Source organism: Streptomyces sp. CB02923, assembly GCF_001905005.1.
In the GTDB taxonomy this organism is placed as follows: domain Bacteria; phylum Actinomycetota; class Actinomycetes; order Streptomycetales; family Streptomycetaceae; genus Streptomyces.
In genome coordinates, this window is the sequence record NZ_LWKZ01000027.1 from 235,574 (window position 1) to 252,051 (window position 16,478).

Sequence of the window (16,478 nt, forward strand, 5' to 3'; positions counted from 1 at the left end):
GCGACGCCCCGCCCCCTACTCCGAGGACCCACGGCGATGACGACGATTCTGGTGACCGGCGGCACGGGCACGCTCGGCCGGGCCGTGGTCGGGCGGCTGCTCGCCGCCGGTCACGACGTACGCAGCCTCAGCCGCCGCCCGCACACCGGCACCGAACGGCCCCGGCTGCGCTCGTACGCGGTCGACCTCCGCGACGGCTCGGGGCTGGCCGTGGCGCTGGCGGGCGTGGAGACGGTGGTGCACTGCGCCTCGTCGCCGAGCGGCGACACCGAGGCGGCCGGCCGGCTCGTCGAGGCGGCACGCGCGGCGGGGGTACGGCACCTGGTCTACATCTCCATCGTCGGTGTGGACCGCATCCCGCTGGGCTACTACCGCACGAAGCTCGACGTGGAGCGGCTGATCGGGGAATCGGGGCTCGGCTGGACCGTCCTGCGCACCACGCAGTTCCACGATCTGGTGCTGCGGCTGGTCAAGGCCGGGGCGCGGCTGCCGGTGGTGCCGGTGCCGGCCGGGGTCCGGTTCCAGCCGGTGGACGTGCGCGAGGTCGCCGGGCGGCTGGTCGAGCTGGCGTCCGGCGCACCGGCGGGCCGGGTGGCGGACCTGGGCGGCCCGGAGGCACGCAGCGCCCGTGACCTCGTACGGGACACCCTGCGGGCCGGCGGGCGGCGGCGTGTGCTCGTACCGCTGTGGGTGCCGGGCAGGATGTTCGGGGCACTGCGGCGGGGCGAGAACCTGACCCTCCGGCACGCGGACGGCACGGTGCGCTACGGGGACTTCCTGGCGGAGCGGGGCGGCGGGAAGGCGACGGCCGGGCGGTAGGAGAGGGCGCCCGCGGGCGCCCTCCGGTCTCAGGCCGCGGGCCCGAACAGGTCGTCCTGGGCGGCGTCCATCGCCGCGAGCACCGCCCCGCGCAGCACGGCCCGGCCGCCGACCGTTCCCGCGCGCACTTCGGTACGCAGCGGGGACATCCGCGCGAGGTGCTCCGCGACCCGGGCGGCCAGTGCGTCGCCGCCCGCGCGGCCGGTCTCGCCGCCCAAGACGACGCAGCCGGGGTCCAGGACGGCGCAGACGGCGGCGGCCCCGATGGCGACCCGGGCGGCCAGTGCGTCCAGGAAGGCGGCACCGGCCTCGCCCGCCCGTACAGCGGCGCGCACCAGTGCCTCGGCCGCGGGTGCGCCGGTCCCGTCCGCGTCGCCGGGGCCGGTCCGGCCCTCCCCGGGCGGCGCCTCGATGCCGTGCTCGGCGGCCAGTCGGCACACCGCGGCGGAGCCCGCCAGCGAGTGGAAGCCGCCGTCGCAGCCCGCGGCCGTGGGCAGCGTGTCCGTGCCCGGTACGGGCAGGAAGCCGATCTCGCCGGTGCCGCCCGAGGCACCGCGGCGCAGCCGGCCGTCCAGGACGACGGCGGCGCCGGTGCCGTGGCCGAGCCAGAGCAGGACGTAGGTGTCGCGGTCGCGCGCGGCGCCGTCGCGCTGCTCGGCGATGGCGGCAAGGTTGACCTCGTTCTCCAGCAGGACCGGGGCGGCGGGCCGGTCGCCGAACGCCGTGACCAGCGCGGCGTGCCAGGCGGGCACCCATTCCGTACCGCCGAACCGCCCGGTGGCCGGGTCGACCAGGCCGGGCGCGCCGACCGCGACGACGTGCGGCCTTCCGGCTCCCGCCTCGCCGGCCAGCTTCTCCAGGGCGGCCACGCCGTTCGCCGCCGCCCGGCCGGGGCCGGTGTCCGGCCCGACCGGTACGACCGCCTCGGCCAGCACCCGGCCGAGCAGGTCGGCGACCGCGAGGGTGGCGCTGTGCGTGCGCAGGTCCACGGCGGCGAGGTGGGCCCGGCCGGCGACGATCCCGTACAGCCGAGCGTTGGGCCCGCGCCGCCGCGCGCCGGATTCGCCGACCACCGCGATCAGTCCGGCGTTCTGGAGGCGTTCGACGAGGTCGGCGACGGTCGGCCGGGACAGGCCCGTGGCCGCCTTCAGCTGACCGGCGGTCAGCGGTCCTTCGGCCTGGAGGAGCCGGAGGGCCAGGCGGTCGTTGATGGCCCGTGCGGTGCTCGGTGAGGCGGTGCGCGGGGTGGTGCGTACGGCAGCCGAGGGGGTACGGGCGGGAGCGGCTGCGCGCGTCTCATCCATGTCCGGATCCTTCCAGACCCCCTGGTGCGGGGATCGCTGCGGTGCGGGCGAGGTATTCCCCTTATTATCAGGCAGGGTTCCTGATAGTTTGCCGCCCATGGATGGCACCGGCGTTCCCGACGCGGCTCCCCCGCCCGCCCCACCCCCCACGCACCACCCGGTCGGACACGTCCCCCCGGACCGGCTGCGCCGCGCCCGCTGGTCCGTCGCGGTGGTCTTCCTCGTGCACGGCTCGGTGACCGGCAGCTTCGCCACCCGGGTCCCCTGGATCCAGGACCACGCCCAGATCAGCGCGGGGCAGCTGGGCCTCGCCCTCGCCTTCCCCGCGATCGGCGCGTCCCTCGCCATGCCGCTGGCCGGCCGGATCAGCCACCGCCTCGGCGCCCGCACCGCGCTGCGCCTGCTGCTCGCCCTCTGGACGCTCTCGCTCACCCTGCCCGCCCTCTCCCCCAACCTGTACGGGCTGTGCGGCGCCCTGCTGGTGTACGGCGCGACCGCGGGCATGGCGGACGTGGCGATGAACGCGCTGGGGGTGGAGACCGAGGACCGGCTCGGCAAACCGATCATGTCGGGGCTGCACGGCATGTGGAGCGTGGGCGCCCTGCTCGGCTCGGCGGCCGGCACCGCCGCGGCGCACGCCGCCACCGACGCCCGGCTGCACCTGGCCGTCGCCGCGGCGGTGACGACCGTCCTGGGCGCCGTCGCCTGCCAGGGCGTGCTGGATCTGCGCAGCACTCCGGACGAGCACCCGCCGCCGCGCTTCGCGCTGCCCCCGAAGTCCGCGCTGGTCATCGGTGCGATCGGGTTCTGCGCGGTCTTCGCGGAGGGCGCCAGTCTGGACTGGTCGGCGGTCTATCTGCGCGACGTGCTGGACACCGACGCGGGCCTGGCGGCCGCGTCGACCACGGCCTTCTCGTGCACCATGGCGGTCGCCCGGCTGGCGGGCGACCGGGTGGTGGCCCGCTTCGGGCCGGTGCGCACCGTACGGGTCAGCGGGGTGCTGGCGACCGTGGGCGGTCTGCTGATCGTGCTGGCGCGGCACCCGGCCATGGCGCTGACGGGCTTCGCGCTGATCGGCCTGGGCATCGCCGTGGTGGTACCGCTGGCGTTCGCGGCGGCGGGGCGCAGCGGCCCGGCGCCCAGCCAGGCCATCGCGGGTGTCGCCACCATCACGTACACCTCGGGGCTGATCGCCCCGTCCGCCATCGGCTCCATCGCCCAGGCGACCTCGCTGACCGGCTCGTTCCTGCTGGTGACGGTGCTGGCCTGCGGGCTGTTCGTGGGCGCGGGGGTGCTGCGGGCACCGGGCCGGAGCGCCGCCGGGCGCGGCACGGCGCCGGCCGGCGGCCCGGAACGTCCCTGACCCGGGGCGTTCCCGTCCTGGACTGGATCGCATCCCGGACCACCCGGGCCCGGACGCCCGTCCGCATCCGTACCGCGGACGGGCGTCCTGCTGCTCAGGCGGCCTGCGCCTCCGGGTGCAGCAGCTCCGCCGCTATCCCCCGGGCGTGGTCCGACCAGGGGGTGGGCCGCAGCGCCTGCGGGTCGACGCGGACCAGGACGCGGTGGCCGCGCGCGTAGGTCTGTTCGCCGTCGGCGGAGCAGAGCCGGAAGCCGTACGTCAGGCCGGTGCGGCCCAGGCGCTCGACCCACAGGTGCGCGGCGTAGTAGCCGGGCCGGGTGACCGGCTGCTCGTACGAGACCTTCATCTCCTTGATCACGTTGCACATGTCGCCGGCCGCCGCCCAGTCCCCGTCGAAGCCGAAGCCGCGGGCGTGCCAGAACTCGGCCCAGGCGCGCTCGACGAGCAGCGGGTAGCGCGAGTTGTGCAGCATGCCGAGCGCGTCGAGGTCGTCGAAGTGCACGGTGACGGGGACCAGCTGTCCGTACGGGACGGCGGGGGCGGCCTCAAGGGCTTCGACGCTCACGGGTGGTGCTCCTGGTTCTGCGGCGGGCGGTGCCCGATGCTGTTGACTGTTCAAGAAGTGAACACGGCCATCGTAAGCAGCTGCTTAAAATGCTCCGGCCGCCGGGGCGGCCGATGCCGACCTACCATGTCCCGGCCGGTGCCCCGCCCGGCCGACCCCCTGCGACGTACGTGAAGAAGTGGAGCACTCATGGGCCTCGGTGTGCGCTGGACCGTGCACGGCGACGGGCGCACCCCCGCCCCCGGAGCCGTCGTCAGACCGGACGAACGGCTGTCCTGGCCGCGCACCGCCGGTCTCGGCGCGCAGCACGTGGTCGCCATGTTCGGCGCCAGCTTCGTCGCTCCGATCCTGATGGGCCTGGACCCCAACCTCGCCATCATGATGTCGGGCGTCTCGACCGTCATCTTCCTGCTGGCGACGCGCGGCCGGGTGCCGTCCTACCTCGGGTGCTCGCTCTCCTTCGTCGGTGTCGCCGCCGTGATCCGCGCGCAGGGCGGCAGCAGCGCCACCGTCACCGGCGCGGTCTTCGTCGTCGGCGCGGCACTCTTCCTCGTCGGCCTGGCGGTGCAGCGGTTCGGCGCGCGCATCATCCACGCGGCGATGCCGCCGGTGGTCACCGGTGCCGTCGTCATGCTCATCGGCTTCAACCTGGCGCCGGTGACGGCGAGCACGTACTGGCCGCAGGACCAGTGGGTGGCGCTGCTGACCATGCTCTTCACCGGGCTGGCCGTGGTCTGCCTGCGCGGCTTCTGGTCGCGGGTCGCGATCTTCCTGGGCCTGGTCTTCGGGTACGGCATCTCCTGGGTCCTCGACCTGGTCTTCGGGAAGATCCACTCGGTGAACGGCGCCGGGCAGGTCACCGACCACTGGCGCCTGGACCTGTCCGGCGTCGGCAAGGCCGAGTGGATCGGCCTGCCGTCCTTCCACGCGCCGTCCTTCCAGTGGTCCGCGATCCTGGTCGCGCTGCCGGTGGTGATCGCGCTGGTCGCCGAGAACGCCGGGCACGTCAAGGCGGTCGGCGAGATGACCGGCGACCCGCTCGACGACAAGCTGGGCACCGCGGTCTCCGCCGACGGCGTCGGCTCGATGCTCTCCACCGCGCTCGGCGGCCCGCCCAACACCACGTACTCGGAGAACATCGGGGTGATGGCGGCCACCCGCGTCTACTCCACCGCGGCCTACTGGGCGGCGGCCGGTTTCGCGCTGCTCTTCGGCCTGTGCCCGAAGTTCGGCGCGGTGGTGGCCGCGATCCCCGGCGGCGTGCTGGGCGGCATCACCGTCATCCTGTACGGCATGATCGGCCTGCTCGGCGCGCAGATCTGGGTGCACAACAAGGTGGACCTGCGCAATCCGCTGAACCTGGTGCCGGTCGCCGCGGGCGTCATCATCGGCATCGGCGGCGTCAGCCTGAAGATCAGTGACAACTTCGAGCTGAGCGGTATCGCGCTCGGCACGATCGTGGTGCTCTCCGGCTACCACGTGCTGCGCGCGCTGGCCCCCGCCCACCTGAAGCGGCAGGGTCCGCTGCTCGACGAGGGCACCAGCGCGTACGACGAGAAGGCACCGGGCGGGCCGGAAGAGCCGCGGGCGAAGGCGTGACGCTCCCCGCGCGGCGGCGCCGGCCCGGCGGGGCCCCGGCTCAGCCGAGTTTCTTGACCGCCTGGTAGTACGTCCACGCGAGCGCGCCGCACGAGGTCTTCTTCGCGCCGCTGTACTTGGCGCAGACCCGCTTGAGGTCTTCGTACAGCGCGCTGTCCAGCCGCGGCTTGTTCGCCGGGAAGGTCCCGGCCTTCTTGTAGTTGCGGTAGCCGAAGTCATGGCGGGCGCAGGAGGTCTCGAAGGGGAAGCCGAACGGGTTGTCGGGCGATTTGGAACAGTAGTCGGTGCTCCAGTCGAACTTGTACGCCGCCCATTTCCCCTGGTTGCCGCGGGCCGCGAGCCAGCTGCCGTAGCTGCCGGCGCCGGTCTGCGTCCAGCCGGACAGCACCTTGGACCGGTCGGCGGGAGCGGCCTGCGCCGGGGCGGCGGCCGCCGCCAGCGCGGTCACGGTCATGGCCGAGGCGGACAGGGCGGCGGCCAGTCTTCGGGACATCTTCAACCTCCGGTGCGCGGCGACCCCTTGGCGGGCCGGACCACTTCGTTGAAGGCTGAAAATATGCAGCTTGAACGAGCGCCGGTGGAGTTTTGACTGAACAGTGATCAGCGGGCGGGCGTCGCCGGGGCAAGAGGGCGGTCGCGTATTACCCCGATCCGGTCATCCCCCACCGGACCGCCCGCTACGGTGCGCACCCGGCTGTCACGCTGTGCGCATGACGACGATTCAGCAGGTCCCGGGAGCCCCGGCGGCGCAGACGGCCGCGCGCGCGGCCCGGCCGGTCCCGGTGGCTCCGCAGGCTTCCGCGCCCCCGGCCCCCGTGGCCGCGGTCCTGGCGCGGATGCGCGTGCTGGAGGCCACGCTGCCGCCCGCCGACGGCGTCGCGGTGTTCAACCGGGTGTACCTGTCCGTCACCGAGGAGATCGCCCGGCGCCTCGGCGCGGGCGGCTTCCAGGACCCCACGGCGGCGGGCGAGCTGGACGCGGTCTTCGCGCGGCGCTACCTCGCCGCGGTGGACGCGGCCGGCGCCGGCCTGACCGTACCGGCCTGCTGGCGTCCGGTGTTCCAGCTGCGCCGCCACCCCGGCGTGCGGCCGCTGCAGTTCGCGCTGGCGGGGATCAACGCGCACATCGGGCACGACCTGGCGCTGGCCGTCGTGGACACCTGCCGCGCCCTGGGGTGCGAACCAGCCGCGCTGGCGGCGGACTTCGAGCGCGTCGGCGACCTCCTGACGGGCATGGAGGAGCGCATCCGGGAGAGTCTGATGCCCGGCCCCGACCTGCTGGACGTGGCCGATCCCCTCACCCACCTCGCCGGTTCCTGGAGCCTGGAGATGGCCCGGGACGGCGCGTGGGCGGCGGCGCGGGTGCTGTGGAGTTTGCGCGGTCTGCCCGCGACGGGGCAGGAGTTCGCCGAGCAGCTCGGTTCGGGCGTGGGCCTGGTGGGCCGCTGCCTGCTGACGCCGCTGGGCTGACGGAGGCCGCGTACGGCGTGCCGTACGCGGCCCTTCCGGTCCGGTCTCAGTCCTCCGGCAGCTCGACCGGCGCGATCTCGTCGTACACGTCGCCCGGCCCGGGGTTGGCCGCGTCCGTGCTGCCGCCGAACTGCGTCATCACGCCCCACACCGCGTTCAGCGCGGTCTGCACGGCGCCCTCGGCCCAGCCCGCCGTCCAGGAGATGTCGTCGCCCGCGAGGAAGAGGCCGCGCTTGTCCGCGGGCAGCCGGTCCTGCATGAAGTGGGTGAACAGGCGCCGCTGGTAGCGGTAGTGGCCCGGCAGGTTGGCCTTGAACGCGCCCATGAAGTACGGCTCGTTCTCCCAGGAGACCGTCACCGGGTTGCCGATGATGTGCTTCCTGATGTCGACCTTCGGATAGATCTCCGAGAGCGACTTGAGCATGACCTCCATACGGTCGTTGGCGTTCAGCGGCAGCCACTTCAGGCTGTCGTCGCACCAGGTGTAGGAGAGGCAGATGACGGCCGGCTGGTCGGGGCCGTCGTCGAGCAGGTAGGTGCCGCGGGTCATCCGGTCGGTGAGCGTCATGCTCATCACGTCCCGGCCCGTCTCCTCGTCGGTGTCCAGCCAGAACGGCCGGTCGACCGGCACGAACAGCTTGGACGACTCCATGTAGTGGGTGCGCTCCATCGCCGTCCAGTGGTCGATGGGGAACAGCGCGTCGTCGCAGGCGATCTTCGACAGCAGCAGCCAGGACTGCGCGGTGAACACGGCCGCCTCGTACGTGCGGATGTCACCGCTCGCGTCGGTGACGGTGACGCGGTTGCCCGCCGTACGGTGCAGCCGGGTGACCGCCGGGCGCGGCGTGCCGTCGTGCAGGGTGGCCAGCGAGGTGCCCTGCTCCCAGTGGAGGATCTTCTCCGGGGCGCGCTCCCACAGGCGCAGCGGCAGCTGCTGGCTGCCGCCGACGATGCCGCGGTGGTGATCGTCGGCCTCGGTGTAGACGACGCGCAGGATCTCCAGGATGGAGTTGGGGAAGTCGGTGTCCCAGCCGCCGGTGCCGAAGCCGACCTGGCCGAAGATCTCGCGGTGCCGGAAGGACTTGAAAGCGGTGGAGTCGCAGAGGTAGCCGTAGAAGGTCTGGTTGTCGAGCTTGTCGACGAGCCGCGCCCAGATCTCCCGGATGCGCGGCACGTCGCGCTCGCGGATGGCGCGGTTCATGTCGGAGAAGTCCGCGCCCTCCTCCAGGCAGGCGTTCCAGGCGTCCATGACCTGGTGGTAGACCTCGGGCAGGTCCTCGACGGTGCGCGCGTAGTGCGACTCGCCCTTGAGGTCGACGACGGTCGACGGGGTGTCGGGCGCGAGCGGGTTGGGGAACGGCTTGGTCTCCAGGCCCACCAGGTCGATGTAGTGCTGGAGGGCGGTGGAGGACGGCGGGAAGCGCATCGCGCCCATCTCCGCCGTCAGCCCGGGGTCGCAGCCCTCGAAGCCGACGGTGCGCAGCCGGCCGCCTATCCGGTCCGCCTCGTAGACGACGGGCTTGAGGCCCATCTTCATCAGCTCGTAGGCCGTGATGATGCCGGACAGGCCGCCGCCGATGACGGCGACCTCCTTGCCGTGCTCGGTCGCGGGCACCTGGCCGAGGCCCGCCGGGTGGGCGAGGAAGTCGTCGTACGCGTACGGGAAGTCCGGGCCGAACATGGTGATGGGCGGCTGGGCGTCCGCGTGGTGGGCGGCGGTGGGCACGGTCATCGGTTCGGGCTCCTTGCAGGCAGGTACATGAGGGGGGGTGCGGGGGCGCGCGGGCAGGCGTGGGAGCGGCGCCGTGGCGCCGCTGCGGGGGTCGGTTCAGGCCGGGGTCAGGTCAGCGAGCCGTAGAGGTCCGGGCGCCGGTCGGCGAGGTACGGGTTGTCCTCCCGCGACCGCTTGAGGAGACCGGCGTCGACGTCGGCGAACACCATCTCCTCGGCGCGTCCGGCGCGGGCGCGCACCACACCGTCCGGCCCGGCCAGACAGCTGAGGCCGACGAACTCGAACTCGCCCTCCGGGCCGACCCGGTTGACGTAGGCGATGTAGAGCTGGCTCTCGAAGGCCCGTACCGGGACGAGCGACTCGGCGACGAACTGGAAGGGGTGCAGCTGGGCGGTGGGCACCAGCAGCAGGTCGGTGCCGGCCAGCGCGTGGGCGCGGACGTTCTCCGGGAACTCCACGTCGTAGCAGATCATCAGGCCGATGCGCAGACCGCCCAGTTCGGCCTGGACGACCGGGACGTCTCCCGGGGTGAACCAGTCGCGTTCGAAGCAGCCAAAAAGGTGCGTCTTGCGGTAGTTCGCCAGCGTGCGTCCCTCGGGGCCGATCAACTGGGCCGTGTTGTAGACCTCCGCGCCGTCGCGCTCGGGGTAGCCGTAGAGCACCGCGATGCCGTGCTCGGCGGCGATCCGGGCGATCGTCCGGGCGGCCGGGCCGTCGGCGGGCTCGGCGAGCCGGTGCAGGTCCTCGCCGATGGCGTAGCCGGTCAGGAACAGCTCCGGGCAGACCAGCAGTCCGGCGCCGCCCGCCGCGGCCGCGCGCGCCGCGTCCTCGACGGCCCGCAGGTTGTACGCGACGTCGCCGGGCCGTCCCGAACTCTGGAGCAGGGCGGTGCGCAGCGACGACATGGGACCCCTCGGAGGACACGTACGGGCGGATCGGGCGGCCGGTCCGGGCACCTGCGGCGCCGTGGCGGCCCGGCGATCGGCGGGACGCCTAGACGGTACGGTCCGCCGAACCGCCCGTACAAGGCATCACCATTGCGTGCAGCCGGATGTTTCGTTGCGTGTTGTACGGCCGGTACGGCGATTCGTTGCGCAGGGTGGCGCGGGGGCTCATGAGGCCGGGCTGATGGCGTCCGCCACCACCTCGCGGACGAGACCGCGCAGCCAGGCGTGGCCCGCGTCCCCGTCCTGGCGCGGGTGCCAGGCCATGCCGACGGCCACCGGGGGCAGCTCCAGCGGGACCGGCAGTGCGCGCAGCCCGAGGCGGCGTACGGAGCGCGCGCCGACCCGTTCCGGCGCGAACGCGACGGCGTCGGTGTCCGCGGCCATCAGCATGGCCGCCGCGAAGGTCGGCACGGTCGCGATCACCTTGCGCCGCAGGCCCAGTTCGGCGAGGGCCGCGTCGACCGGGCCGGTCAGCCGTCCGCGGCGGGAGAAGGTGACGTGCGGCGCGTCCGCGAGGCGCCGGGCGGTCAGCGTGCCGCGGGCCAGCGGGTGGTCCTCCCGCACCACGGCCGCGACCCCGTCGGCGTACAGGTCCTCGACGTGGAGTTCGGGCGCCCGGCCGGTGATCATCCCGATCTCCAGATCGGCGTCCCCTTCCCGGAGCACCGGCACGTCCACGTGGCTCTCGCCGAGGAAGCGCAGCGTCACGCCGGGCGCCTGCCGGGCGGCGCGGCCCAGCAGACCGGGTCCGACCACGGTGGTGAACAGGTCGTTGGCGTGCAGGGTGAACACCCGCCGCAGCTCGGCCGGATCGGCGGGCGGGGCGGGCGTCAGGATGCTCCGGGCGTCCCGGACCGTCCTGTGCACGGCGGCGCGGATCTCCAGGGCGCGCGGGGTCGGCACCATGCGCCGACCGGCCCGTACGAGCACCGGATCACCGACCGTACGGCGGATACGGCCCAGCGCCCGGCTCATCGCGGGCCCGGACAGGCCGAGGCGGTCGGCGGCCGCCGTGACGCTCTCCTCCTCCAGCAGCGCGTCCAGCGCGGTCAGCAGATTGAGGTCGAGGGCGGGGCCTTGCGCGGTCACTGGTGTTCCCCTCACAGAGTTGTCCGGGCCATGACGGAATCGGCGCCGGACACATGATCGTCCTGTCTACGATGTGCTCATGCTCGCGTACGCCCTACCGGCCCTGTTCTTCGTCCTGTTCGCCTTCGGTGTGCTGCGCGACCGGCGCCGCTTCAGCAACGCCGTCTACCTGGGCCTGACCGTCGTCTTCCTGGTTCCCGCCCTGCTCATGCAGGTGCAGCGGATGCCCACACCGGCGGCCGTGGCGGTCACCGTGCTCATCCTCCTGCTCCCCTCGCTCGGCGTCCTCGTCCTCGGGGTCTTCCTGGTCCTCAACGGCGTGAAGATGGTCCGCAAGGAGGGCCGGAGCCTGGCCAACCTGCTGTCCCTGCTGGCCGGGCTCGGGATCTTCGCGGTCATCGCCCTGCTGATCACGGCCGTCGGCACCGCGTCGCGCACCCTGGTCGCGCTGGCCGGGACCACCCTGCTGGTCGTCGGCTATGTGTCCTTCCTCTTCCTGTGCTTCGTCGGCTACGCGTTCCTCTACGGACGGCTGCGGGTGCGCCGCGACGCCGACTTCGTGGTGGTCCTGGGCTCCGGGCTGATCGGCGGCACGCGCGTACCGCCGCTGCTGGCGAGCCGGCTGGAGCGGGCCCGCGCGGTGTACGAGCGCCAGGCGCGGCGCGGCACCCCGCCGGTGCTGCTCGCCTCCGGCGGCCAGGGCCCCGACGAACAGCTCCCGGAATCCCGGGCGATGGCCGCCTACCTGGTCGAGCGCGGCTTCCCGGAGGACCGGATCCGGTGCGAGGAGCGGTCCAGGACCACGGAGGAAAACCTGGCGTTCAGCAAGAAGATCATGGAAGAGGCGGTGCCGGACCACCGTTGCGTGATCGTCACCAACAACTACCACGTGCTGCGCGCCGCCCTGCTGGCCCGCCGCGCCGGCGTCAACGGCCAGGTCGTCGGCGCCCCCACCGCCGCCTACTTCTGGCCGAGCGCCACCATCCGCGAGTTCGCCGCGGTCTTCCTCTCCTACAAGCTCGTCAACCTCGGCATCTGCGGACTCCTCGTCCTGGGCGGCGCGCTCGCCCTGCTGGCCGCCGGCTGACCGCGGGGACCCGGCGGCACCGGATCAGTCCGGGGCCGTCTCGTCGACGGCGGGCATCGGCCCGCCGCCCGGGTGCCATGCGTCGAGGAACGCCGCCTGCCTGCTGATGTCGACGAGTTCGACCCGCGCGCCGATGCTGTCCATACGGTGGTAGGCGAACGGCCTGCCATAGGGACAGCCGGAGAAGTCCTCGGGCAGCCCCTGCTCCGCGAGGCGCCGGGAACCGTCGCGCACCTCGCTGCTCCAGAAGCCGATGTGGTCGAACCGGGCTCCCCCGGACGCGTCCCAGGGGCTGCCCGGCGGTCCCTCGACGAGTTCGATGAAGGGCGGGCCGCCGGTGGTGAAGGCGATGCGGTAGTCCCAGTCACCGAGCCGGTCGGACACCGGCTCGCTCCACCCGGTCCCGGCCGCCCGCCGGAAGTCGCGCATGGCCCGCTCGATGTCGGGGACCACGAAGCACACGTGGTAGAAGGCCGTCATCCCGCCATGATCGGGCACGCCGTCCGCGGCCCGGCTGCCGGGGCGGTCGGGCGGCCGCGCCCCGGTGGCGGCCGCGTCCCGATGGCGGCCGCGTCCCGATGGCGGCCGCGCCCCGGCCCGGCGGCCCGGCTCAGCCCGGTGACCCGGAGCTGAAGCGGCGCAGCAGCGGGGAGAGGACCAGGACCGACTTGGTGCGCTCCACGAACGGTTCGCCCGCGATGCGTTCCAGCACCCGTTCGAAGTGCCGCATGTCGGAGGCGAAGACCTGGACGATGGCGTCCGCCTCACCGGTGACGGTGGAGGCGGACGCCACTTCCGGGTAGCGCGACAGACCCCGGTGGATGGAGTCCGGCGAGGTGTTGCGGCGGCAGAACAACTCGATGAACCCCTCGGTCTCCCAGCCCAGCGCCGCCGGGTCGACCCGTACCGTGAACCCGGTGATGGCGCCCTCGGCGCGCAGCCGGTCCACCCGGCGTTTGACCGCCGGGGCGGAGAGCCCGACCTCCGCCCCGATGTCGGCGTAGGAACGGCGGGCGTCCTCCGCCAGGGCATGGACGATGCGCTGGTCGAGTTCGTTCATCTGTCGCACTGCGGGTGGATCACTTCTCTGCGGTGGCCAATCGGGAGCGGCGGATGCCGTAGACGAAGTAGACCACGAGCCCGACGGCCATCCAGACACCGAAGACCACCCAGGTGACCGGGCCGAGGCTGCTCATCATGTACAGGCAGAGCAGGAAGCCGATCGCCGGGAAGACCGGCGCCAGCGGCGTACGGAAGGTGCGCGGCATGTCCGGCTTGGTGAAGCGGAGCACGATCACCGCGATGTTCACCAGCCCGAAGGCGAAGAGCGTGCCGATGCTGGTGGCGTCGGCGAGCTGGCCGAGCGGGACGGCGGCGGCCAGGATGCCGCAGAACAGCGAGACGATGACGGTGTTGGCGCGCGGGGCGCCGGTCTTGGGGTGGACCTTGGAGAACACCTTCGGCACCAGTCCGTCGCGGGACATCGCGAACAGGATGCGGGTCTGCCCGTAGAGCACCGTCAGGACGACGCTGGCGATGGCGATGACGGCACCGGCGGCCAGCAGCACGGACCAGAAGCTCTGCCCGGTGACCTCCTTCATGATCCCGGCGAGCGCGGCCTCCGAGCCCTCGAAGCCCTTCCACGACTTGGCGCCCACGGCGACCGCCGCGACCAGGCAGTACAGCGTGGTGACGATGATCAGCGACAGCATGATCGCGCGCGGCAGGTCACGCTGCGGGTTCTTGGCCTCCTCGCCCGCGGTGGAGGCGGCGTCGAAGCCGATGTAGGAGAAGAAGAGGGTGGCTCCGGCGCCGCTGACGCCGGCGATGCCCAGCGGCATGAAGTTGGAGTAGTTGCCGGAGGAGATGCCCTGGACGGCGACACCGCAGAACAGCAGCAGCGCGATGATCTTGATGGTCACCATGATGGTGTTGGCGCGGGCGCTCTCCTTGGCGCCGCCCAGCAGGAAGACCATGGCGAGCAGCACGACGATCAGCGCCGGGAGGTTGAAGATCCCGCCGTCGCCGGGCGGCGCGGACAGCGCGGCGGGGATGGTGACGCCGATCGTGCCGGACAGCAGCTCGTTGAGGTACTGGCCCCAGCCGACGGCGACCGCCGCGACCGAGACGCCGTACTCCAGGATCAGACACCAGCCGCAGACCCAGGCGACCAGTTCGCCGAGGGTCGCGTAGGTGTAGGAGTACGACGATCCGGCGACCGGGATGGAGCCCGCCAGCTCCGCGTAGGACAGCGCGGAGAACAGGGCGGTGACACCGGCGATGACGAACGAGATGATGACGGCCGGGCCGGCCTTGGGCACCGCCTCGCCGAGGATGACGAAGATGCCGGTGCCCAGCGTCGCACCGATGCTGATCATGGTCAGCTGCCACATGCCCAGCGAGCGGCGCAGGGTGCCACCCTCGCCCTGGCCGCCCTCGGCCACCAGCCGCTCGACGGACTTGCGCCGCATGAGCCGGGAGCCGAGGCCCCCGGAAGGGGCGGGGGGCCGGGGATCGCTGCCCGCGGAGGGCGGGGCTGCGCCGTGCTCCAACACTGGGGTGGCTCCTTCATCGCTGCCGGTCAAGGTGGGCGGTCGACCGGCAGCGGTCCCCGTGCGCGGGTACGCCGAGACAACCCGCGTCCAAGAAGGGGAGACCGCCGAGCAGGCGGTCTCCGCCACTCCACGTACAGCGCATGACTGTACGGGTCGCGTGTGAGCTGCCGTAATGCAGGTTCCTTGCGCAACCGTGAACTTTTGTTGCGCACCTGGTCCCGCTTCGGTCGTTCGTTGCGCACAAACGACAAATCTCACCGGTTGGGCGTTCTCGCCCACCTCGCCCGTGAACGCGTCCGGCCCCGTACCGAAACGTTTCGGTACGGGGCCGGACAGCGTGCTGCCGACGGGCGGCGGGTCAGCTCCAGCTGGCGTGCAGCGGCTTGCCCTCCGCGTAGCCCGCGGCGCTCTGCACGCCGACGACGGCCTTCTCGGCGAACTCCTCCAGGGAGGCCGCGCCCGCGTACGTGCAGGAGCTGCGCACGCCCGCGATGATCGAGTCGATCAGGTCCTCGACGCCGGGGCGGGCCGGGTCGACGAACATCCGCGAGGTGGAGATGCCCTCCTCGAACAGGCTCTTGCGCGCCCGGTCGTACGCGGATTCCTCACTCGTACGGTTGCGGACCGCACGCGCCGAGGCCATGCCGAAGCTCTCCTTGTACGGACGTCCGTCGGCGGTGTGCTGGAGGTCGCCGGGCGACTCGTACGTCCCGGCGAACCACGAGCCGATCATGACGTTGGACGCGCCCGCGGCCAGCGCCATCGCCACGTCGCGCGGGTGGCGCACGCCGCCGTCCGCCCAGACGTGCTTGCCGTACTTCTTCGCCTCGGCGGCGCACTCCAGGACGGCGGAGAACTGCGGGCGGCCCACGCCGGTCATCATGCGGGTGGTGCACATGGCGCCCGGACCCACACCGACCTTGATGATGTCCGCGCCGGCCTCGATCAGGTCGCGCACGCCCGCGGCGGCGACGATGTTGCCCGCCACGATCGGCACCTGCGGGTCCAGCGCCCGGACGGCCTTGACCGCGCTGATCATCGACTCCTGGTGGCCGTGCGCGGTGTCCACCACGAGGGTGTCCACACCGGCCGCGAGCAGCGCCTTGGCCTTGCCGGCCACATCGCCGTTGATGCCCACGGCGGCGGCGATGCGCAGCTTGCCGTCGGCGTCGGTGGCGGGCTTGTACAGGGTTGCGCGCAGGGCGCCCTTGCGGGTCAGGATGCCGGCCAGCATGCCGTCGGCGTCGACCGCCGGGGCCAGCTTGCGGTTGGCGGCGTCGAGCTGGTTGAACGCCTCGCGGGGGTCGATGTCCGCGTCCAGGACCAGCAGGTCCTTGGACATGACCTCGGAGACCTGGGTGAACCGGTCCACGCCGGCCAGGTCGTGCTCGGTGACGATGCCTACGGGGCGGCCGCCCTCGACGACGATCCCCGCGCCGTGCGCCCGCTTGGGCAGCAGCGACAGGGCGTCGGCGACGGTGGCGACCGGGGACAGCACGATCGGCGTGTCCAGGACCAGATGACGGCGCTTGACCCAGCTGACGACGTCGGCGACGACCTCGATCGGGATGTCCTGCGGGATGACGACGATGCCGCCGCGGCGGGCGACGGTCTCGGCCATCCGGCGGCCGGCAATCGCGGTCATGTTGGCGACCACCAGCGGGATGGTCGTGCCGGTGCCGTCCGGCGCGGACAGGTCCACGCCCTGACGGGAGCCCACCGCGGAGCGGCCGGGCACCATGAACACATCGTCGTACGTCAGGTCGTACGGCGGCTTGACATCGTTCAGAAACTTCATACTGGCTCTCTCACCTGCGGATTCACTGCTCGGGCGGGTGGGGAGTCAGCTCCGAACCGGCACCGGTCAGGATGCGGCTCCTAGGACATCATCCCTGATGAGTGCGGTCCGGGGCGAACCGGTGTTCCCCGGCGCACGTCCGCCCGCCTCC

At 72.8% G+C, this 16,478-nt stretch carries 15 protein-coding genes; 5 read left to right on the forward strand and 10 right to left on the reverse strand.

Annotated features, from left to right (window positions below; genetic code table 11):
- Positions 1–36 precede the first annotated feature (36 nt).
- Positions 37–819, forward strand: a complete 783-nt coding sequence (locus A6A06_RS35900) for an SDR family oxidoreductase (RefSeq protein WP_073767622.1) — start codon at positions 37–39, stop codon at positions 817–819.
- 29 nt (positions 820–848) lie between these two features.
- Here the strand turns inward: A6A06_RS35900 and A6A06_RS35905 are convergent, their stop codons facing one another.
- Positions 849–2,123 (reverse strand): ROK family transcriptional regulator, encoded by a 1,275-nt coding sequence (locus tag A6A06_RS35905; RefSeq protein ID WP_079194597.1) that lies wholly within the window; start codon positions 2,121–2,123, stop codon positions 849–851.
- Between the two features lie 97 nt (positions 2,124–2,220).
- Between A6A06_RS35905 and A6A06_RS35910 the strand changes: the two genes are divergently transcribed.
- Positions 2,221–3,486, forward strand: coding sequence for an MFS transporter (locus A6A06_RS35910; protein ID WP_079194598.1), 1,266 nt, complete (start codon positions 2,221–2,223; stop codon positions 3,484–3,486).
- Positions 3,487–3,580: 94 nt separating this feature from the next.
- Here the strand turns inward: A6A06_RS35910 and A6A06_RS35915 are convergent, their stop codons facing one another.
- On the reverse strand, positions 3,581–4,051 hold the full coding sequence (locus A6A06_RS35915; RefSeq protein WP_073767623.1) for an acyl-CoA thioesterase: 471 nt from the start codon (positions 4,049–4,051) through the stop codon (positions 3,581–3,583).
- A gap of 189 nt (positions 4,052–4,240) precedes the next feature.
- Between A6A06_RS35915 and A6A06_RS35920 the strand changes: the two genes are divergently transcribed.
- A complete protein-coding gene (locus A6A06_RS35920; RefSeq protein ID WP_073767625.1) occupies positions 4,241–5,650 on the forward strand; it encodes a uracil-xanthine permease family protein in 1,410 nt (469 codons plus the stop codon).
- Between the two features lie 40 nt (positions 5,651–5,690).
- On the opposite strand, the gene A6A06_RS35925 is transcribed toward A6A06_RS35920, so the two are convergent.
- The gene (locus A6A06_RS35925; RefSeq protein WP_073767626.1) at positions 5,691–6,143 is read right to left on the reverse strand and encodes a phospholipase; all 453 of its coding nucleotides are present in this window, start codon (positions 6,141–6,143) and stop codon (positions 5,691–5,693) included.
- 217 nt (positions 6,144–6,360) lie between these two features.
- Here A6A06_RS35925 and A6A06_RS35930 point away from each other — a divergent pair, with 217 nt between their 5' ends.
- The gene (locus A6A06_RS35930; RefSeq protein WP_274535910.1) at positions 6,361–7,119 is read left to right on the forward strand and encodes a DUF5995 family protein; all 759 of its coding nucleotides are present in this window, start codon (positions 6,361–6,363) and stop codon (positions 7,117–7,119) included.
- Positions 7,120–7,165: 46 nt separating this feature from the next.
- Here the strand turns inward: A6A06_RS35930 and A6A06_RS35935 are convergent, their stop codons facing one another.
- The 3 genes from A6A06_RS35935 to A6A06_RS35945 all read right to left on the reverse strand — a co-directional run bounded on the left by A6A06_RS35935 (position 7,166) and on the right by A6A06_RS35945 (position 10,887).
- Positions 7,166–8,851, reverse strand: a complete 1,686-nt coding sequence (locus A6A06_RS35935) for a flavin monoamine oxidase family protein (RefSeq protein ID WP_073767628.1) — start codon at positions 8,849–8,851, stop codon at positions 7,166–7,168.
- Positions 8,852–8,958: 107 nt separating this feature from the next.
- The gene (locus A6A06_RS35940; RefSeq protein ID WP_073767629.1) at positions 8,959–9,756 is read right to left on the reverse strand and encodes a carbon-nitrogen hydrolase family protein; all 798 of its coding nucleotides are present in this window, start codon (positions 9,754–9,756) and stop codon (positions 8,959–8,961) included.
- A 207-nt stretch (positions 9,757–9,963) separates the two neighbouring features.
- Positions 9,964–10,887 (reverse strand): LysR family transcriptional regulator, encoded by a 924-nt coding sequence (locus A6A06_RS35945; RefSeq protein ID WP_073767631.1) that lies wholly within the window; start codon positions 10,885–10,887, stop codon positions 9,964–9,966.
- A 79-nt stretch (positions 10,888–10,966) separates the two neighbouring features.
- On the opposite strand from A6A06_RS35945, the gene A6A06_RS35950 reads away from it, so the two are divergent.
- Entirely contained in the window at positions 10,967–11,974 is a 1,008-nt protein-coding gene (locus A6A06_RS35950) for a YdcF family protein (protein ID WP_073768338.1), read from the forward strand.
- Positions 11,975–11,998: 24 nt separating this feature from the next.
- Here the strand turns inward: A6A06_RS35950 and A6A06_RS35955 are convergent, their stop codons facing one another.
- The 4 genes from A6A06_RS35955 to A6A06_RS35970 all read right to left on the reverse strand — a co-directional run bounded on the left by A6A06_RS35955 (position 11,999) and on the right by A6A06_RS35970 (position 16,327).
- A complete protein-coding gene (locus A6A06_RS35955) occupies positions 11,999–12,454 on the reverse strand; it encodes a VOC family protein (RefSeq protein ID WP_073767633.1) in 456 nt (151 codons plus the stop codon).
- A 130-nt stretch (positions 12,455–12,584) separates the two neighbouring features.
- A complete protein-coding gene (locus A6A06_RS35960; protein WP_030017398.1) occupies positions 12,585–13,034 on the reverse strand; it encodes an Lrp/AsnC family transcriptional regulator in 450 nt (149 codons plus the stop codon).
- Between the two features lie 19 nt (positions 13,035–13,053).
- Complete coding sequence (locus A6A06_RS35965) at positions 13,054–14,529, reverse strand: amino acid permease (RefSeq protein WP_073767635.1); 1,476 nt, start codon at positions 14,527–14,529, stop codon at positions 13,054–13,056.
- A 358-nt stretch (positions 14,530–14,887) separates the two neighbouring features.
- Positions 14,888–16,327 carry a GuaB1 family IMP dehydrogenase-related protein gene (locus tag A6A06_RS35970; protein WP_073767637.1) on the reverse strand — a complete coding sequence of 480 codons (1,440 nt, stop codon included), beginning with the start codon at positions 16,325–16,327 and terminating at the stop codon, positions 14,888–14,890.
- Positions 16,328–16,478: the final 151 nt, after the last annotated feature.